Annotated in this window: 19 protein-coding genes; 17 read left to right on the forward strand and 2 right to left on the reverse strand. The window is 60.2% G+C overall.

What is annotated here, in order from left to right; genetic code table 11:
- The first annotated feature begins 50 nt into the window (after window positions 1-50).
- The 7 genes from XH91_RS37665 to XH91_RS37695 are packed head-to-tail and all read left to right on the forward strand — an operon-like array spanning window position 51 to window position 7,299.
- Window positions 51-986, forward strand: coding sequence for a carbohydrate ABC transporter permease (locus tag XH91_RS37665; RefSeq protein WP_232995562.1), 936 nt, complete (start codon window positions 51-53; stop codon window positions 984-986).
- A gap of 11 nt (window positions 987-997) precedes the next feature.
- The gene (locus tag XH91_RS37670; RefSeq protein ID WP_128929482.1) at window positions 998-1,858 is read left to right on the forward strand and encodes a carbohydrate ABC transporter permease; all 861 of its coding nucleotides are present in this window, start codon (window positions 998-1,000) and stop codon (window positions 1,856-1,858) included.
- On the forward strand, window positions 1,855-2,796 hold the full coding sequence (locus XH91_RS37675; protein ID WP_128929483.1) for a ribokinase: 942 nt from the start codon (window positions 1,855-1,857) through the stop codon (window positions 2,794-2,796). The genes XH91_RS37670 and XH91_RS37675 overlap by 4 nt, the downstream gene beginning before the upstream one ends.
- A complete protein-coding gene (locus XH91_RS37680; protein WP_128929484.1) occupies window positions 2,793-3,563 on the forward strand; it encodes an SDR family NAD(P)-dependent oxidoreductase in 771 nt (256 codons plus the stop codon). Before XH91_RS37675 ends, XH91_RS37680 begins: the two co-directional genes overlap by 4 nt.
- Window positions 3,556-4,380, forward strand: a complete 825-nt coding sequence (locus XH91_RS37685) for an HAD-IIA family hydrolase (RefSeq protein ID WP_128955161.1) — start codon at window positions 3,556-3,558, stop codon at window positions 4,378-4,380. Before XH91_RS37680 ends, XH91_RS37685 begins: the two co-directional genes overlap by 8 nt.
- Window positions 4,380-5,489, forward strand: a complete 1,110-nt coding sequence (locus tag XH91_RS37690; RefSeq protein WP_128929486.1) for an ABC transporter ATP-binding protein — start codon at window positions 4,380-4,382, stop codon at window positions 5,487-5,489. Before XH91_RS37685 ends, XH91_RS37690 begins: the two co-directional genes overlap by 1 nt.
- Window positions 5,490-5,523: 34 nt before the next feature.
- Entirely contained in the window at window positions 5,524-7,299 is a 1,776-nt protein-coding gene (locus XH91_RS37695; protein WP_128929487.1) for a phosphoenolpyruvate hydrolase family protein, read from the forward strand.
- 12 nt (window positions 7,300-7,311) lie between these two features.
- Here the strand turns inward: XH91_RS37695 and XH91_RS37700 are convergent, their stop codons facing one another.
- Window positions 7,312-7,809, reverse strand: a complete 498-nt coding sequence (locus XH91_RS37700) for a hypothetical protein (protein ID WP_232995564.1) — start codon at window positions 7,807-7,809, stop codon at window positions 7,312-7,314.
- Window positions 7,810-8,465: 656 nt separating this feature from the next.
- Between XH91_RS37700 and XH91_RS37705 the strand changes: the two genes are divergently transcribed.
- The 7 genes from XH91_RS37705 to XH91_RS37735 all read left to right on the forward strand — a co-directional run bounded on the left by XH91_RS37705 (window position 8,466) and on the right by XH91_RS37735 (window position 15,566).
- On the forward strand, window positions 8,466-9,701 hold the full coding sequence (locus XH91_RS37705) for a Tm-1-like ATP-binding domain-containing protein (RefSeq protein WP_232995565.1): 1,236 nt from the start codon (window positions 8,466-8,468) through the stop codon (window positions 9,699-9,701).
- Between the two features lie 11 nt (window positions 9,702-9,712).
- Window positions 9,713-10,537, forward strand: coding sequence for a phosphoenolpyruvate hydrolase family protein (locus XH91_RS37710; RefSeq protein ID WP_232995566.1), 825 nt, complete (start codon window positions 9,713-9,715; stop codon window positions 10,535-10,537).
- A gap of 32 nt (window positions 10,538-10,569) precedes the next feature.
- Window positions 10,570-12,348, forward strand: coding sequence for an FAD-dependent oxidoreductase (locus XH91_RS37715; RefSeq protein WP_232995567.1), 1,779 nt, complete (start codon window positions 10,570-10,572; stop codon window positions 12,346-12,348).
- A gap of 97 nt (window positions 12,349-12,445) precedes the next feature.
- Window positions 12,446-13,858 carry a pyruvate kinase gene (gene pyk / locus XH91_RS37720; protein ID WP_128929489.1) on the forward strand — a complete coding sequence of 471 codons (1,413 nt, stop codon included), beginning with the start codon at window positions 12,446-12,448 and terminating at the stop codon, window positions 13,856-13,858.
- A gap of 207 nt (window positions 13,859-14,065) precedes the next feature.
- Window positions 14,066-14,446, forward strand: coding sequence for a helix-turn-helix domain-containing protein (locus XH91_RS37725; RefSeq protein ID WP_128929490.1), 381 nt, complete (start codon window positions 14,066-14,068; stop codon window positions 14,444-14,446).
- A gap of 20 nt (window positions 14,447-14,466) precedes the next feature.
- On the forward strand, window positions 14,467-14,847 hold the full coding sequence (locus XH91_RS37730) for a CidA/LrgA family protein (RefSeq protein ID WP_128929491.1): 381 nt from the start codon (window positions 14,467-14,469) through the stop codon (window positions 14,845-14,847).
- The gene (locus XH91_RS37735) at window positions 14,844-15,566 is read left to right on the forward strand and encodes an LrgB family protein (RefSeq protein WP_128929492.1); all 723 of its coding nucleotides are present in this window, start codon (window positions 14,844-14,846) and stop codon (window positions 15,564-15,566) included. The genes XH91_RS37730 and XH91_RS37735 overlap by 4 nt, the downstream gene beginning before the upstream one ends.
- A 78-nt stretch (window positions 15,567-15,644) precedes the next feature.
- On the opposite strand, the gene XH91_RS37740 is transcribed toward XH91_RS37735, so the two are convergent.
- Window positions 15,645-16,541: a LysR substrate-binding domain-containing protein gene (locus XH91_RS37740; RefSeq protein WP_128929493.1), complete on the reverse strand. Its 897-nt coding sequence runs from the start codon at window positions 16,539-16,541 to the stop codon at window positions 15,645-15,647.
- A 109-nt stretch (window positions 16,542-16,650) separates the two neighbouring features.
- Between XH91_RS37740 and XH91_RS37745 the strand changes: the two genes are divergently transcribed.
- Genes XH91_RS37745 through XH91_RS37755 form a run of 3 tightly spaced genes read left to right on the forward strand, consistent with a single transcriptional unit; the run spans window position 16,651 to window position 19,283 of the window.
- Entirely contained in the window at window positions 16,651-17,400 is a 750-nt protein-coding gene (locus XH91_RS37745; protein ID WP_128955190.1) for an SDR family NAD(P)-dependent oxidoreductase, read from the forward strand.
- A 24-nt stretch (window positions 17,401-17,424) separates the two neighbouring features.
- Entirely contained in the window at window positions 17,425-18,276 is an 852-nt protein-coding gene (locus XH91_RS37750; protein ID WP_128929495.1) for a transketolase, read from the forward strand.
- On the forward strand, window positions 18,273-19,283 hold the full coding sequence (locus tag XH91_RS37755) for a transketolase family protein (RefSeq protein ID WP_188637396.1): 1,011 nt from the start codon (window positions 18,273-18,275) through the stop codon (window positions 19,281-19,283). The genes XH91_RS37750 and XH91_RS37755 overlap by 4 nt, the downstream gene beginning before the upstream one ends.
- The last annotated feature ends 23 nt before the right edge of the window (window positions 19,284-19,306 follow it).

A 19,306-nucleotide genomic window follows, 5' to 3' on the forward strand; every position in this document is an offset into this window, starting at 1 on the left:
CTTGGATTTCGATGTCAGTTGAAATGTATTCTTCAGGATTAGACGCAATCGTGACGCTGCAGTCTTCAGTGAGCCAACTCGCTTCGGCGCAAGACGGCGCGGCCAAGAGTGCCAGCCCGCCGCGCCTTGACTGGTGGAGCATCGCCGCGATCGCGCCGGCGGTCTTGATCCTTCTTGGCTTTCTGTTCCTGTTCTTCTACGGCGTATTTCAGTCCCTGACGGATCTCAAGTTCGGCCGGCCACTGGTCCACTTTATTGGCCTTACCAATTACGCCGCGTTGATCAAGACAGACGACTTCTGGAATAGCGTCCGAGCAACACTTGTCTACGCTGGTTCAGCGGTCCTTGCGGAAGCCGTGCTCGGCGTTGCCCTCGCCAAGCTCTTTGCCACCGAAGTGTTCCTGGCACGCGTGATGCGGCCGGTCATTCTGTTGCCACTCGTGCTTCCGCCCATGAGCGTTGCCTTGATGTGGACGACGATGATGGATCCGCAGAGCGGCATCCTGAACTATCTGCTGTCGCTTGTAGGAATGGGCCGGTTTGCATGGATTTCTGATCCCGCGACAGCGATGATTTCCCTCGTCCTGATCGACATATGGACTTACACCCCCTTTTTCACGCTGATCATCTTCGCCGGCCTCCAGGGCATCAATGAGGAGATCAGGGAGGCCGCGCGCGTCAATGGTGCAAAGGGCTGGGCAACCTTCCTCTACATCGAGCTGCCGTTGATCGCGCCCTACATCCTGATTGCTGCGGTCTTCCGTCTGATCGAATCTCTCAATCAATTCGACATCATTTTCGGAACGACGCAAGGCGGTCCCGGCAACAGCACCTCCGTTCTTTCCGTGCGCGCCTACATCACCGCATTCCAGAACCTCGCCTTCGGCCGGGGCGCGGCCCTCATGGTCGTCAATTGGATCATCGTCCTGGCCGGAGCGTTCCTCACGGTCAAGTTGTGGCGATACGTCCGACAACGCGTTAGCTGAAGAGACGCGACATGCGCCTAAATCGCTCAGGATCGACAAATATCGCTCTCAATCTGCTGGTTGGCATCTGCGCGCTCACTCTCGCTTTTCCGCTGATCTGGATCCTGCTGATGTCGTTGAAACAGCAGGGCGAGGTCATGGCCTGGCCGCCCAAGTTCATCTTCTCGCCGACGCTTGAGAATTTCCGGGTGCTGTTCGACGCCGCGCAGGCCGGCGCGACAAGCTATGGCACCATCAAGGTTGATTTCCTCACGCCAGTGACAAATAGCGTCGCCATCGCGCTCGGATCTGTTTTCGTCTCAATGCTCCTTGGCGTGCCCGCCGGTTACGTTCTGGCAAGGCGAGACATCCCGATGAAGGAGGACATCGCCTTCTTCATTCTTGGCTTCAGGTTCGCCCCGGCCTTGCTCGTCGTCATCCCGCTCTTCAACGTGTTCCAGACCATCGGACTCTACGACACCTATCTCGGCATGATCTGGGTCTACCAGGTCGTCACGCTGCCTATGATCGTGTGGTTGAGCCGCTCCTACATCGAGGATATTCCAAAGGACATCGAGGAGGCTGCAGCGATGGACGGGGCCAAACCTGTCAGGGTCATTCTGCATATCGTGCTGCCGCTTCTCAAGCCCGGCCTGATCGGCGCCTCCTTGCTGATCTTTCTGCTGGCCTGGCACAACTTCGCGCTCGGCTTGATCCTGAGCTCCACCAAGGCGCCGGTGACCGTCGCGCTACTCAAGCTGCTCAATCCGGGGGTGCAGTTCTATCCCGTCATGGCTGCAGGACTGGTCGTTACCATGATCATTCCGGTGATCTTGATCGTGATGGGCCAGCGCCACCTCGAACGTGGTCTCACTTTCGGGGCAGTAAAATGAATCCCAGGCCCTTGATGTTCTTTGGAACGACCAATCTCGACCTCTGCTTCAATGTCGAGCGGCTGCCAACGCCGGGTGAAAGTTTGATGGGCAAATTGAACCGCAATCCTGGAGGGAAGGGCGCCAATCAAGCCGTAGCGGCCGCACGGCTTGGACTGAAGCCCCTATTCTACACCCGTCTTGGCGGGGACGAGGCTGGCCAGTCCCTCTTGCAGTCACTGCGCGAAGCCGGAGTCCGTGCTGAGGCCATCACCATTTGTGCCGGTGAGGTCTCCGGCTCGGCCCTCGTCCTGGTGGGAGACGACGGTTCGAACATGATCGTGATCGATCCGGGCGCCAATCTGAATGTGATGCCGGCCATGGTTGAGAGCGCGGCCGCATTCATCGCGCCAGGCGCGCTCGTTGTTGCCGAAATGGGCTTGCCCATCTCCGCCCTCAACCGGCTCTTTGAAATGAAAAGCGAGAAGGGCTTCGAACTCATTTTTAATCCGGCGCCGGTCAGACCCGGGCTTTCGCCGGCGGCATGGCGACAAGTCGATTACGTGACCCCCAACCAGACCGAGGCCTTCGAGCTGACCGGGGTAGAGGTGACCGATTTCGACAGCGCCGCAGTGGCGGCGTCCAAGCTTCTGCACCTCGGACCCAAAGCCGCACTGATCACGCTGGGAGCGCAGGGCGCCTTCTATGCCGACGCGGCGCACTCGTTTGCGCTGCGTGCCTTTCCCGTCAAAGTCGTCGATACCACGGCCGCCGGGGACGCCTTCAATGGCGCTTTTGCCGCTTCGCTCGCTCAAGGCCTGCCTCTGAGGGATTCGGTCAGACGAGCACTAGCCGTTGCTGCCCTGTGCGTAACGCGCCGCGGGGCGCAGGCCTCAATGCCGCTGGCAGCAGAGGTCGATGAATTCCTCAAATCACAAACGATCTTGGAGTTGGAATGACCGAACAGTTCTCAGTCTCAGACAGAACGGTGCTCGTGACAGGGGCAGGGGGCGGCATCGGATCTGCCATTGTGAATGCGTTTCGGGCAGGAGGGGCCAACGTCGTTGCCACCGACGCCAATCTCGAAAGCCTCAGGCAGACATTGGTAGGACTTCCCCATGGCAATGGCGTGTTGCCGATGGCCATGGACGTTTCGCGCGAAGAGGACGTGGCGCGCGTGCTCGAGGAGATCGGAAAACGATTCGGCCGGCTCGACGTGCTCGTCAACAATGCCGGCGTTAAATCTGCCCAGCCGCTCCTCAGCGGGGCGGCCGACAAGATCGAACGCACAATCCAGATCAACTCGGTCGCAATCCTCCGCTGCTCGAAGCTCGCGATCGAGCGCTTCATGACAACCAAGGGCGGCCGCATCGTCAATGTCGGTTCCTCCTTGTCTTCGCAAGGCGCCGTATTCAACTATCAGGCCGGAGGGGCGGACTATTGCCTCTCCAAGGCAATCGTTCACGACATCACAAAGCTCCTTGCTTATGAATGCGCGCCGCTCAAGATCAATGTGAATGCAATCGCACCGGGGATCATCGACACCCCCATGCATGGCCGTCCGCGTGAGGAGACGGAAGCCCGCCATAGCGGCCGAATCCCATTGGGACGGGTTGGATTGCCGAACGACATTGCCGGCCTTGCCGTGTTTCTCGCAAGCCCTGCGGCCTCCTACATGACCGGCCAGATCGTTCACGTGAACGGCGGGATGCTGATGAATGGCTAAGTCCGGCACTCAGCTTCAATGGCCCGAGATCGCCGGTGTCATTTCCGATCTGGATGGCGTGGTCTACCGGGGGAACGCCGCGATCGCGGACGCCATCGAAGCCTTCAAGAGCTGGCAGCGGGCAAAACTTCCCTTCTGCTTCGTCACTAACAATTCGACCCACACGCCGGAAGATGTTGTGCGCAAGGTCGGAGGTTTCGGGCTTTCGATCTCCCCGAGGCAGGTCGTGACGAGCGCCATCACGGCCGCGGCGCTCATTCGCGCCCAATACCCGAAACTGACACGGGCCTTTGTCATCGGCGCGCCATCCCTTGCCAAAGCGATCGAGGAGGCGGGCCTCGAAGTCACCGATGCGAAGCCTGAAGTCGTGGTGATGGGGCTCGACCGCCAGATTACGCATGACAAGCTGCGAATTGCTGCTGCGGCTATCCTGGGCGGCGCCGTGTTCATAGGCACAAACCCTGATCTTCTCTTGCCGACTGCGGACGGCTTCGAACCAGGGGCAGGGGCCATGATCACGGCAGTTGCAGCCGCAACTCAAGTCCAGCCTCTGATCGTCGGCAAACCCGAGACGCACATGATCGAAGCCGCGCTTTCGCGGCTTGGAACGCCACGTCAATCCACATTGATGATCGGCGACCAGATACAGACAGATATCCAGGCCGGCAAGCGCGCCGGCCTTCCTGCCGTGCTCGTCACGACAGGCGTCCCACCTCGCAAGGACGCCGCGCTGCTGCCAGCCGACTTTACCGTGTCCAGCCTTTCAGAAATCGCCGTGAAGGCTGGTGTAGACACCGTACGGCAGAGGAGAGCGTGATGGCCAATGTTCGCCTGGAAGGCCTCAACAAGGCCTATGGCACTATCCAGATCCTGCGCAATATCGACCTCACCATCGATCACGGCGAATTCGTCGTCTTCGTCGGGCCTTCAGGGTCGGGCAAGTCGACCCTGCTGCGCATGATCGGCGGTCTCGAGCCGATTAGCGGAGGACGGCTTTTCATCGACAATGAGCTCGTCAACGACGTGGACGCGGCCGACCGCAATCTAGGCATGGTGTTCCAGAGCTACGCCCTCTATCCGCACATGACCGTCCGGGAAAACCTGGCTTTCCCCTTGCGGATGGCCAAAGCGACGAAAGCGGAGATCGGGAAGCGTGTCGCTGAGGCCGCGTCCTTATTGCAGATCGACCATTTGCTCGATCGCAAGCCACGGCAGCTCTCCGGCGGCCAGCGCCAGCGCGTGGCGATCGGGCGGGCCATCGTCCGCGAGCCCAAGGTGTTTCTGTTTGACGAGCCGCTGTCCAACCTCGACACCGAGCTGCGGGTGCAGATGCGGGTCCAGATCGCCAAGCTCCACGAGCAGCTTGGAAACACCATGATCTACGTCACTCACGATCAGGTCGAGGCCATGACCATGGCTGACAAGATCGTCGTGCTCAAGGACGGCAATATCGAGCAGGTGGGGAGCCCCCACGAGCTCTATCACTACCCGGCGTCGCGCTTCGTCGCCGGCTTCATTGGCTCGCCTAAGATGAATTTTTTGGGCGGTCATATCGAGGCCGCGCACGAGACAGGGGTGGAGGTCAGGCTTGACGCGGGCTCGACCGTCTCGGTCCCCGTTCGGCCGGATCAATTGCTGGTCGGCAAGCCGATCACGCTCGGGATCCGTCCCGATGATTTCTCGCAGCCGGCAGAAGACAAAGAGATCGCTCTCGAGCTGGACGTCGATTTCGTCGAGCACCTTGGCAGCGTCACCTACATCTACGGCAACGCGGGCAAGGAAGCCGTGGTCGCCAAAGCGCCACGGCTCGAGCCAGCCAAACGATCTGGCAAGGTCCGCCTTGCGGCTTCACCAGCCGATTGCCACCTGTTCACGGCCAACGGCAAGGCCCTGCAGCGGTTGCACGCACCGGCAAATTGGAGCTAATTTTCGGGCCTGCCGCACAGGAGGGGCGGCCGGTATGCACAACCGGGTAGAGCAGGTCAAGAACGCAGGAATCAGGCAGTTCTTCCGCAATTCCCGTTCATTCGTGCTCGGGGCAGGCATCGGCTCGGGCATGACCGCAAGGGCGGCCGAACGGGCGGGTGCAGATTTTGTCCTTGCGCTCAACGCTGGCCGTTTTCGCGCCATGGGCGGCTCCTCGCCAGCCTCGATCCTGCCCATCCGCGATAGCAACGAATTCGTCGCCGGATTCGGCCGAACCGAGATCCTGCCCAGCACCAAACTGCCGGTCTTTTTCGGCGCATGCACCTTCGATCCGCGCCTCGATCTCGATCGCTTCCTCGACCGGATCATCCGATGGGGCTTTACAGGGGTTACCAATTTCCCCTCCGTCATCCACATCGACGATTTTAGAAGGTCCTTGCTCGAGAAATCTGGCCTCGGCTACGAGCGAGAAATCGAACTTCTAACAAAAGCCCGTCAACGCGGTTTGATGACGATTGCCTATACCCGCTCCCAGGCCGAAGCGCGGCGCATGGTCGAGGCAGGCATTGAGGCGATCTGCATCAACTTCAATCTCAATCGCAGCGTCGAAAGCGGATCTGATCCATCGATCAGCCAGTCCGAGCTCGCAGCGCGGACCAGCGCCGTGACACGGGTGGCGCACTCCACCGACAAGAACGTCATCTGTCTACTCGGCGGCGGACCCATTACAAAGCCGGACGAACTCCTCGATATCTGCCGCGAAACGGGCGTCCAGGGCTTCATAGGCGGCTCTTCGCTGGACCGGGTCCCGTTGGAGATGTCGGTCCTCGAGGTCACATCCGGGTTCAAGACGATTCATCTCTTGCGCGAGAAAGTCGATCTGCTCGAGCGTCAGCTCCAATTGAGCGGGTTCAGGCACGGCGTCATTGCCCAATCCTCAGTCATGAAGCGGGTGCTCGAGACCGCCAAACGCCTGGCTGCCAATCCTAATCCTGTGCTCGTGTGGGGCGAAACGGGCTCGGGAAAACGCAGGATAGCGAATCTCGTTCACAGCTTCAGCGACCGCAAACATACAAAGGCTGCGCTCTTCCAGTGCCGCGCGGGGCCGGCAGCGGGCAACATCGGTGCATTGTTCGGCGCGGAGCGCGACGAGACCAGGAAGCGCCAACTATCGATTCTTGAAGCTGCAAACGGCACTGCCGTCCTGCTGCTGCATCTGGATCAACTGCCGCGGGATGGCCAGGAGCGTCTTGCTGATTACCTCGAGACCGGCGGTTTTGCACCCCTGAACGGGGTATCGGTCGTGCGGTCCAACGCACGGATCATTGCAACAGCGACAATTGCTCGCAGCGCCAGCCTTCAAACCGTGCTCTGTCCTCGGCTTCTTGCCCTGTTTACCGGGCTTGACATTGCCCTGCCGGCCTTGCCGGACAGGCTCGAAGACCTTCCCCAACTGGTCCAGCATTTCACGGTGGAAGCGAAGGGAGATTCAAACGCGCCGACGTTGGGAATAGAGAATTCTGCCTTCCTGGCGCTTGCCGGGCATGATTGGCCGGGAAACCTGCGAGAGTTGCGCCAAATCGTCAACCAGCTGGTGACGCTGCAACTGTCACACATTACGGCTGACGTCCTAAGGCCTTTGCTGACCGCGTCATCGGCCGTGAAACGGACAAATGTGTTCTCCGAGCGCGAGTGGATCATCGAAGGGCTGAAACGAAACAAGCTCCACCGCGGAAAAACTGCCCAGTCCCTTGGACTCTCCAGGAAGACCCTCTACAACAAGATCAAGAAGCTGCGGATCCTGGAGTAGCTCTGCTCCTCATTATTTTCGCGCTGGCGGCTTCGTGCCGCTCAGAAGCGCGAACTTCGCCACCGGCGCTCCTCGCTTCCCGGCGCTTACCAAATCGACGCCATCGCCAATCACGAACTTGAGCGCTTCTTCCGGCATCTGGACCAGGCCGGCCAGATGCGAGCCGATGCGCCGCTCGGCCATTGCGGTCTTAGAGATGTCGTCCGTCGCGAACAACACCCTGAAGTCCAAATTGGCAAACCATTCCAGACGTCGAAGCTCGATCTCCTGTCCGCTTTCAATGGGCGTCCCTGTCGTTGACCGCTCAATGAGAGACGCCGGCGGGAAGTTGATGATCCCCTTGATCCCGGCCTCTTTCAACGCATCGGCAAGATCCTCCCAGCACGCGAAGGGATCGATCATGACGATCGCGGCGTAAACACCCGCAGATCTCTCCTTTCGGAACGTGCGCAGATCCCGTAACAGACAATCGTTCCAGTCAACGACGGGCAAGGTCGCCATGACCAGCATGGAGCCTTCCGGAAGGCTCCCTAAAGCCGGCGCATAGATTGCTAGGCAATAACCCTCGCGCGTGTCCGACCTGCTTGAAATGAGCTCGCCGACTGCTCTTTGCTTCAACCGCCTCTACCCAATCTTACCCATTTAAACATCGCACTGATCTTATACGGCATTTCAGTTCGGTCTAGAGATCTGCACGACATCTAGGCACGTCAGGCTTCCGACGACGTCTCATCTATCCGCTGGCAGGCCGGCCTCGTCTGCTTCCTCCCTCGACTTACGCCGCTGTTGGAGAGCTCCAGCAGCGGTCTCTTTTTAGAATTCAATTCACAGGCATTGAACCGCGCGAGCTGTCCACCCGCCCGCCACTTGGCACTTTTTGCAATGGGTGAAACAGCGTCCCAAGGGCTGGCGGAGATGACCTTCGCCTGCTGCGCACCGCGTGCGTCTCATGGGCCCGAAAGGACGCCGGACAGAAGATGCCGGAAGAGGAGAGGGGAAGACACGCCGCAGACAGGACAGGCAACCTTGGCTAGAGCCACCGGTGCGCTCCCGAGCGCTTCGAGACATCTACCCAATATTACCCAACTCTCCCCGGCGCGGCACTTATTGAGCGTCTCGGCCGCGTTTAGACCATTCGTATCAAGCAGGATCGGAGAGGAAAGATCGTGTCGCACCATTGCACCGACGACGCGAAGTCGGCCAGGCTTGGGCGCTCGCCCAAGGTCGGAGCCGCTGGCGCCGTTGCAATCGTGGCGACGCTCGATACGAAGGGCGCAGAAGCATCTTATCTCCGAAACGTCATCGAAGGCCTGGGCCGCACGACGGTGGTCTTAGACGTCGGTACGTCCAAGGCAGGGTCGGACAAAGAGCCGACAGATGGCGGCCGCGCCGTTTCTCCCGTCGAGCTCTTGAACGACATTGCCCAATCGGCCCGCAAAATGGTCGATGATCTTCGCCAATCAGGCGCGATCAGCGCAATTGTCGGAATTGCGGGTGGCAAGGGCAGCGCCGTCTTTGGCGAAGTCGTCCGCGATTTACCATATGGCTTCCCGAAGCTCCTTGTGAGTAGCGCCAGGCCCGCACTGCTCGCCGAACTGGCCGTCCATAACGACATCATCCTCTATCCGACCCTTGTCGACCTCTTCGGGATCAACGCCTTCACCCAACGCGTGCTGGACAATGCCGGCCGCGCCGTGGCCGCCATGCAATATGAGCCATCCCGTCAGAGGAGACGGAAGAAAATCGTCGCCATCACGGCCTTCGGAGTTACGACGCCGGCGGCCAATCAATGCGTAAGACGTCTTGGAGAGGCCGGCCTCGATGCGATCGTTTTCCCCGCTAACGGGGCCGGCGGGCGCAAGATGGAACAGCTAATCGCGGCCGGTGAGTTTGACGCTGTAATCGATCTGACCACAACCGAGCTTGCTGACGAAATCGTCGGTGGCACCGCCAGCGCCGGACCGGATCGGCTCAAGGCAGCCGCGGATCGATCAATCCCGCAGGTCGTCGCGCCAGGCGCAGTCGACATGGTCAATTTTGGTCCACCATCCAGCGTCCCCGATCAGTTTCGCTGCCGCCAGTTCTACTCCCATACTCGCTACACCACGCTCATGCGCACAACTCCGTCCGAAAACGCAAGCATCGGCCGGCTTACGGCCGAGCGGCTGTCGCGGGCCGAAGCGCCAGCCATCGTGCTCTGGCCGGCGAAAGGCGTCTCCGACTACGACCGCGACGGCGGCGTGTTCCGTGATTGCAATGCCGACCGCGCTTGGCTGGACGCGGTCAAGAACAATCTGCCGCCCAAAATCACGGTGCGCGAATTGAACTGTCACATCAACGATCCCGAATTTGCCGAGGCGGCCGCGAGTTGGATCCTCGAGCAATTGGCGCAGGAAGGCTGACTGCGATGCGGATGTTTGAGCGAAGCGAAATCCTAGCGAAGATCGCAAGCCAGGTGGCCGAGCGCAGAGCGGTTCTTGCCGCAGGCAGCAGCTGCGGCCTGGTGGCCAAATGCGCTGTCCTCGGGGGCGCGGACATGCTGGTGGTCTACTCTACCGGGCTGTCGCGCCTGATGGGGCTTCCGACCAGCCGGATCGGAGACTCCAACGCGCGCACGCTCGAGCTTGCCGCAGAAATCCGCAACGTTGTCTCTTCCATCCCCGTGATCGGCGGCGTTGAGGCCTGGGATCCCGTTCGGCTCGATCTCGATGCGTTGCTCGACAAATTCTGGGCGGCCGGCTTCTCAGGCGTGATCAACTATCCCACCATCTCGACCATGGGCGACAAATGGCGCGACCGCCGCGGCCGCGTCGGGCTCGGCTTCGAACGCGAAGTCGAGATGATCGCATCTGCGCGCAAGAAGAACATCTTCTCGCTCGCCTATGTCGCAAACCCGGACGATGCCAAGGCGATGGCAAGCGCCGGGGCCGACTGCATCATCCCTCATGTCGGCGCCACACGGGGCGGGCTCGTTGGCCATGAGGAAGGGCGGTCGGTCAAAGACGCGATCAATCGCATCAACGACATCAACGCCGCGGCCAGGAGCGGGCGCTCCGACGTTGTCCTGCTCTGCCATGGTGGTGCGATCGCAGAGCCCGCGGATACGGCCGAGGTGTACCGGTCGACGCAATGCGTCGGATTTGTCGGCGCCTCCTCCATCGAACGAATTCCGATCGAACGGGCAGTAAAGGCGGCAGCCGAGGAATTCAAAGCCGTCCCGCTTCCCCAACATCACTGACCTCAGTTCCAAGAAATCGCAGCGAGGCTGGAATGGACACACCGATGGGCCAATCAAGCAAGGGCATGACCGTGGCGATCGCCCGAAGCGCAAGGGCGGATCACGAATGGGCAACCGACGTTCTCGTAGTCGGGAGTGGTGCAGCCGGGCTCTCGGCCGCCCTCTATGCGGCAAAAGCAGGACTGCGCGTCACTGTCTGCGAAAAATCCGCCCGGCTCGGCGGCACGACAGCTCTTTCCAATGGTATGATCTGGGTTCCTTGCTCACCCCAGGCGCGCTCAGCGAAGATCGACGACTCGCTTGCGAAGGCAAGGACCTACCTGCAGCACGAACTTGGCACCTATTACCGGGCAGGCTTCATCGATGCTTATCTCGAGGACGGCCCAGCTGCACTTGCCGCCCTTGAGGACGGGACAGAGGTCAACTTCACGCTGGCCTCGGCGCCCGATTATCATTCGAGCCAGATCGGCGGCGTCGACAAGGGCCGGGCACTGAGCCCGGCTCCCTATGATGGGCGCCTTCTCGGAGCCGATTTCGATCTGATCGGCGATCCCATCCGGGTTGTGCTTGGTGGAATGATGATCTCATCCAGCGAGGTCAGAAGCTTCCTCAATCCCTTCCAATCCTTTGCCGCCCTCAGACACGTCTTGCGGCGTGTCGGTCGCTACGCGCGTGACCGGCTGGGCCACAGGCGCGGGACAGAGCTCAGCGGAGGGAACGCCCTGATCGCGCGCCTGGTCGTCAGTCTGCGCAAGCACGGCGTCGAGATATGGCCTGGCTCCCCGCTGATAGAGCTGATCAGGGAAGATGGGCGTGTCACCGGAGCCGTCGTCAAGCGGAACGGTTCCGACCTTCGCGTGCGCGCCTCGCATGGCGTCATCCTCGCAACGGGCGGATTTGCTCGCAGCGCAGAGTTAAGAGCCAGCCTCAGCGGTCCCCACCAGCACGATGACACGCTGGCCCATGTGGACGTTGTGGGCGATGGCATTTCCCTGGCGTCCAGGCTTGGAGCTGCGATTGACAACAATGTCGCCTCTGCCGGCTTTTGGACTCCCGTCTCAATTCTCAAGAGCGGCAGCTCCTCCCAAGTGGTCCCCTATGGCTGGCTCGATCGCGGCCGTCCCGGCGTCATCGCAGTGGGGCCGGATGCCAAGCGTTTCGTCAACGAATCCAATTCGTATCACGACATTTGCCTGGCGATGTTCACCAGCGGCTATCCGGCAGATAAGCGATTTTACTTCATCTGCGACCTGGAGTTCGTACGGTTGAGAGGTATGGGACATCTGCTGCCCTGGCCCTGGACCTTGAGGATCGGAAAATATGCGCGCCTTGGGTACATCAAGGTCGGCCGGACAATTCCTGAACTTGCCAAACAGCTGGGGCTAGATCCGGCTGCGCTTGAAAAGACCGTCGAAGAGCACAACACGCACGCTGCTGAGGGGCGCGATCCGCTGTTCAAACGCGGTGAATCCGCCTTTAATCGCACGCTCGGCGATCCGGCCGTGAGCAAGAAAAACCCAAATCTCGGACCCATCAAGACAGGCCCGTTTATCGCGCTTCCAATCGTTCCGGCAACGCTCGGCACGGCCACCGGCCTGGCAACCGACACTTGCGGCCAGGTCCTAGACGGGCAGGAAAGATCCATCGCGGGCCTTTACGCTTGCGGCAACGACATGACATCCCCGATGCGCGGCATCTATCCAGGAGCAGGCATCACCATCGGGCCTGCGATTGTGTTCGCGTACCGGGCTGTCAACGCCATCCTATCGGCGACGCAGCAAAAGACAAAGGCTGCCGCTTCTGGAGCTTGACATCGTTTGCATGGGGCGAGCGCGTGATCGACGAAGCATTGGCTTTCGCCAGGAGCGGCTGGCTCGAAGGCGGCTCATCCAAGGGGTTTGATTTTTGATGCGCCGCTCGCGCCATGCCAAGATCGTCGCAACCATCGGCCCGGCAACCGTCGAGCTCGACCAACTCCGTGCTCTCGATCTTGCAGGTGCCGATACATTCCGCCTGAACTTCAGTCATGGCACCAAAGACGATCACGCGCGCGCCTTTACCGCCATTCGCGCGCTCGAGCGCGAATTCGGCCGACCCATCGGCGTGCTACAAGATCTGCAAGGCCCGAAGCTGCGCATCGGTTCGCTTGAAGAGGGTGAGCTCACGCTGCAGGCCGGCGAAACGGTCCGCTTTGTTCTGGACGGAGCAAGAGGCGGAAAGCAGGCGATCCCTCTGCCACATCCGGAGATCTTTGTAGCTGCGTATCCAGGTCAAAATCTGCTCATCGATGACGGCCGTGTTCGCCTAAGCCTCGAAAAGCCAGGCGATGGCGACATGATAGCGCGCGTCATTGTCGGTGGAACGATCCGCGATCAAAAAGGCGTAAACGTGCCGGGAGCGTTGCTTGATATCTACCCCCTGACCAAGAAGGATCGTGACGATCTCGTCTTCGGCCTAGAGCTGGGCGTCGACTGGGTTGCCTTGTCCTTTGTTCAGAAGCCTTCAGACCTGATTGAGGCACGAGCTCTAATCGGTGAGGCAGCCGGCCTCGTCGCCAAAATCGAAACGCCAATGGCGCTTGATCACATCGATGATATCATCAAATTGTCCGACGCCCTCATGGTCGCCCGCGGCGATCTTGGGGTCGAGATTCCCCCGGAAAACGTGCCTGGCCGACAAAAAGAGCTCATTCGTGCTTGCCGAATGGCCGCAAAGCCCGTGATCGTCGCAACCCAAATGCTTGATTCCATGGTGGCAGCGCCGACGCCGACGCGCGCGGAAGCCTCCGATGTTGCGACCGCCATCTATGATGGAGCCGATGCTGTGATGCTATCAGCCGAAACGGCAAACGGCGCTTATCCGGCCGAAGCCGTCGCCATGATGGATCGTATCATCCGGAGTACGGAGCAACATCGTCTCTATCGCTCCTTGATCAGGGCTGCGCAAGTCGACGAAGAGATTACCCCTCCACACGCTGTCGCAGCGGCAGGCGCAGATCTTGCCGCCACGATCGAGGCCAAAGCCATCATCGGCTTCACGGCGAGCGGGACGACCGCAGCCCGCATTTCGCGCAAACGACCACCGATCCCCGTTCTTGCTCTGACGCCAGACGACATTGTGGCGCGACGCATGTGCCTGTTGTGGGGCGTCCATAGTGTCGTGGCCAGCGATCCCTCCGGCCATGAAGAAATAACCCGGATCGCGGCCGTGGCAGCGCAACGGGAAGGCTATGTGCGGTCCGGCGACTTGGCCGTCGTGGTCTTTGGCCTCCCATTCGGACAAATAGGCGCGACAAACAACGTACGCGTTGCTGTCTGCTAGAACAGTCCGTTCGCCCTGAAACGTCTGTCGAGCCATCTTGATGTCGATCCGGACTGCGGCGAGGCTCTACGCATGGTCGTGCACGAGATGCTCCAAGCCCGGCTGCAACTCCGGCCAGGAGCTTACATTGCCTGACGACCACGAGGCAGCTCTGCGCGGATGGGCGGTTTCGGTCGAAACCGCACAGCCTTTTTAGTCGAATGCCGCTTGCAGCGAGCAGACGGGCTGTATCGCTGGCATGAGGGCCTCAGCGGCAGGCATCTGCGTGCCGCCCGCGGCCTGTTGAACTGGTCCGTCAAGGAAGTGGCCCAGCGGGTGTGCGTCTCCACGGCGATCATCTGGCGGATCGAGGAGTACAGCGACACACCAATGTCCGACGCGCAGAGGGAAAGCTTGAGAAAGACCTTTGTCGATGCAGGAATCAAAGTTACCCTTCCGGTCGTAGGCAAGCCCCGGTGTTCAGCCGCGATGACGCTCCATCGGCAAATCGAGATGGCTATCAATCGTTATCTTTTTTGCAGCGCAGGAGGGCAGCGCCGGTCTCAAGAATCAACAAAATTGAGCTTCCGGCAGCTTCTCCTCGTGTGAAAGTGCTACTCAGGTGCCCCATGCTGGCAAGTCTCGGTCTTATCCTCCTCTGCCAATTGATCGGAGAGGCCATTACGCGCGGGTTCGGCCTGCTGCTGCCTGGTCCGGTCGTCGGGCTCCTGCTGCTGTTGATTTTGCTGCTCGTCCGTGACCGTTTCGCAATCATCGCTCAAGGACCGCTGCGAAACGGCGGCGTTGAGACTGCCAGCAGGGGGCTGCTCAACAATCTGTCTCTCCTGTTTGTCCCGGCCGGCGTGGGTGTCGTGGAAAAACTCGATCTCATTTATGCTCATGGGATAGCAATTGTGTTGATTCTTGCCCTTTCCGTCGTAGTGACCCTTCTCGCGACCGTGCTAACGTTTCGCCTGGTCAGCCGGCTGTTCGGTCATGAGGCGCCATGAAGGACCATGCATTCTCGCTCTGGGTCTATCTGTCGCAATCGCCTCTGCTTTGGCTGACGATCACCTTACTGGTTTATGCAGTCTCGGAAGCGCTGTCGCTTGCCCTCCACCGACATCCGCTCGCCAATCCTGTTCTCCACGCGGTCTGGATCATCGGCGTGTTTCTGTTCGTGACCAGCACGCCATATCCGGTCTATTTTAGCGGAGCGCAGTTCGTACATTTCTTGCTCGGCCCAGCCACAGTCGCGCTCGCTATCCCGCTCTACGAGAACCGCAGGATCGTCCTTGCCTCGATCGTGCCAATGCTGGCAGCCCTCGTTGTGGGCTCGGTCACAGCGGCCGCGTCGATTGTGCTGCTTGCGAAAGCTGCAGGCTTGCCGCGCGATGTTGTACTGTCCCTTGCGCCTAAGTCCGTGACAGCCGCGGTCGCAATGGGGATCAGCGAAACACTGCACGCCGACCCTTCTCTGACCGCCGTCGCGGTGATCCTCACGGGGATCATGGGAGCGATCATTGTCACGCCATTGATGAATTGGAGTGGTATCATTGATTTTCGTGCGCGTGGTTTTGCCGCGGGCATCGCCGCGCACGGCATTGGTACCGCGCGAGCGTTTCAGGTGGACGAGGTTGCGGGCGTGTTCTCGGGGATTGCGATGAGCCTGAACGCGCTGGTTACGTCTTTGCTCGTCCCTCTCGCAGTCACACAATTGTTGCGATAAGCCACCGCGCATGGCCGTTCTGACGAGGCCCATCCTCACTTTTTCGGATAGCCAAACCATCGCGGCAACGAGCGATACTTACTGGGAGGAAAGGCTAGCTTCGCCTCCGAGCTGGGCGACGATCCAATCGGCAAAAGCGCGCACCGCCGAGCGTTGCCGGCTGGCGCGCGGATAAATTAGCCTGTGACCGACGTATCGAATATCGGTTGCGCGGCCGGCCAATGGAGCAACCAGTCGTCCGCTAGCCAATTCGCGCTCCGCTAGAAGCGTTGATTCCAAGGCTACTCCCAGTCCTTCGGCGGCGGTTGCAATCGCCAGGAAACTTCGATCGAATCTCATGCCGTGAATCGCTGGAGCTTCCAATCCATTGGCGGCGAACCACTGATGCCATTGAACTTGCTTCACGTCTGAACGGATCAATGTCTGATCCAGGAGGTCGATCGGCTTCTTGATTGATTTTGCAAGCTTCCGGGAGCATAGGGGAGTGACTGTTTCCTCTGGCAGAGGAACAATCTCGACGCCCTCCGCCCTCGGCGGACCGTAAACGATGTCGACATCGAAATCATCGTTACTGAAACGCGCATAGTCTGTGCTGGCAGCCAAGCGAACTTCTAGCTTCGGATGGGCTGCAAGAAACTGCGCCAGTCGTGGCGTTAGCCATTGCGCTGCAAAGCTCGGAGCGGAGTGAACCCGCACCAACTGCGGACCACGAGCAGCGACTTCCTCCAAGCCGCGGCGGAGCTGATCGAATGCAGCGCCGGTATGTCGCATCAGGTTCTCGCCGGCCGGCGTGAGCCGCACCGCGCGTGCACTGCGCTCGAAGAGAACGGTCCGGAGCGTGTCCTCCAGCTTACGGATTGCATGACTGACTGCACTTGGCGTCAGGTGAAGCTCATTCGCCGCATCGCGAAACGATCCGGTGCGGGCCGCCGCCTCAAAGGCGCGAATTGCCGATATCGGAACATTCGAGAGCATCGCATAAGTGAACCAGATTCATCGACCCATGACAACTGTGCGCTTGTCGGCGCGGAGAGCGAGGGTCATTCCTAGCATTGTCAAGGAAAACAATTTGCGGGAGGAACTGATGCTGCTCAGCGGGAAGACAGCCATCATTTCGGGCGCGGCCTCGCCGCGGGGGATCGGGCTCGCCACCGCCCGGCGGTTTGCCTCCGAGGGCGCTCGGGTCGCAATCCTCGATATCGATGCCGGAGCCGCGGCAGGGGCAGCAGCCACTCTTGGCAAGGAACACCTCGGTTTGCGCTGCGACGTCGCTGACAAATCGTCCTGCGAGCGGGCAGTTGCAAGCGCGGTCGAGGCATTCGGTGGTATCGATATACTGATCAACAATGCCGGCATTACCCAGCCGGTGAAGCTCCTGGACATATCAGCCGCCGATTGGGATCGCATTCAAGACGTCAATCTCAAAGGCGTTCTCTTCCTCTCCCAGGCCGTGATCCCGCATATGCGTGCGCGGAAGTCCGGATCGATCGCATGCATGTCGTCGGTGTCGGCCCAGCGTGGCGGCGGAATTTTTGGGGGACCACACTATTCGGCAGCGAAAGCCGGCGTTCTTGGTTTAGCCAAGGCCATGGCTCGCGAGTTCGGTCCTGACAACATCCGCGTCAACTGCGTCACGCCTGGCCTGATCGGCACCGATATCACGGCCGGCAAGCTGACTGATGAAATGCGTGCGAAAATTCTGGAAGGCATTCCACTCAATCGTCTCGGCACCGCAGAAGATGTCGCCGGCATCTACACTTTTCTGGCCTCCGATCTCTCCGCGTACGTCACTGGTGCCGTGATCGACGTCAATGGCGGCATGCTCATCCACTGAGCCAGCAAGAGAAGGTCCAGATCGATGGAAGCGCCGACCAAAACGTTGACCAACACGCCCAAGCTGGCGGACCGCGCCTATAACATTCGCCGCAATGCGCTGCGCATGGGGGAAGTTCAGGGCCAAGGCTATATCGCTCAGGCGCTCGATATCTCCGACGTTCTCGCCGTGGCTTACTTTCACGCGATGCGCTATCGGCCGGAGGATCCGACCTGGGAGGAACGCGATCGCTTCCTGCTCTCAAACGGGCACTACGCTATTGCGCTTTATGCGGCTTTGATAGAAGCGGGGATCGTCCCCGAGGAAGAGCTTGAGACCTATGGCAGTGACGAGAGCCGCTTGCCAATGTCGGGCATGGCCTCCTACACGCCCGGAATGGAAATGTCGGGTGGCTCGCTCGGCCTCGGGCTCAGCATTGCTGTCGGCATGGGCCTTGGCCTCAAACGCAAAAGGTCCGAGGCGCGGGTATACACCTTGTTCTCCGACGGCGAGCTCGACGAGGGCTCCGTGTGGGAGGCCATCCAGTCGGCGGCCCACTACAAGCTGGACAACCTGATCGGCATTGTCGATGTCAACAACCAGCAGGCCGACGGTCCCTCGACGCAAGTCATGGCCTTCGAACCCTTGGTCGACAAGCTCCAGGCATTCGGCTGGTTCGTACAACGTATCGATGGCAATGATCTCGATGCCGTGCTCGCAGCATTCGACCGTGCAAAGTCGCATCCCGAGCCGAAGCCGCGAATGATCGTCGCCGACACCCTCATGGGGAAGGGCGTTCCTTTCCTCGAGCAGCGCGAGAAGAACCATTTCATTCGCGTCGAGCAGCACGAATGGCAACTTGCCCTTGCCGCGCTGGAAGCCGGGAGGCAGGCATGAAGACCGTCAGATCAGCACCGCAAGCGGGCAAGCCGCGCCTAACCACCTCTGCCATGATCGCCTCGATTGCGGCCGAGGGCCAAAAGACGAAGCCAGCGCCGTTCGGACATGCACTCGTCGAACTGGCACGGAGCCGGCCAGAGGTGGTCGGCATGACCGCCGATCTCGGCAAATACACCGACCTGCACATCTTCGCCAAGGAATTTCCAGACCGCTATTACCAGATGGGCATGGCCGAGCAACTTTTGTTCGGAGCAGCCTCCGGACTCGCCGCAGAGGGCTTCATGCCCTTTGCGACGACATATGCCGTGTTCGCATCGCGGCGCGCCTACGATTTCATTCATCAGACCATTGCGGAGGAAGACCGCAACGTGAAAATCGTCTGCGCCTTGCCCGGCCTGACCTCGGGCTATGGCCCAAGTCATCAAGCCGCCGAGGATCTCGCGTTGTTTCGGGCCATGCCAAATATGACGGTGATCGACCCCTGCGATGCCAGTGAAATCGAGCAGGTGGTGCCAGCCATAGCCGCGCATCAAGGTCCAGTCTACATGCGCCTGCTGCGCGGCCAGGTGCCTGTCGTTCTGGATGAATACGACTATAAGTTCGAGCTTGGAAAGGCCAAGCTGATCCGTGATGGCAAGGACGTCCTGATCATCTCGTCCGGCATCATGACCATGCGGGCACTCGAGGCCGTCCAAGCTTTGAAGGATGACCGCGTGGATGCAGCGGTGCTGCATGTTCCAACCATCAAGCCCCTCGACGCAGAGACTATCCTGCGTGAGGCCAGCAAGCCGGCACGGCTTGTCGTCGTTGCCGAAAATCACACGACCATTGGTGGCCTCGGCGAAGCAATTGCCGCACTCCTCTTGCGTTCTGGGGCACATCCGCCTTTCCGCCAGATCGCATTGCCGGACGAATTTCTCGACGCCGGCGCGCTTCCAACGCTGCACGACCGTTACGGGATTTCCACCGCAGAGGTCGCAAGGCAAATCAAACAGTGGCTTTAGCGCCGCTGGGCTGAGGTCCAACA

It is taken from the genome of Bradyrhizobium guangzhouense (assembly GCF_004114955.1).
GTDB lineage: Bacteria > Pseudomonadota > Alphaproteobacteria > Rhizobiales > Xanthobacteraceae > Bradyrhizobium > Bradyrhizobium guangzhouense.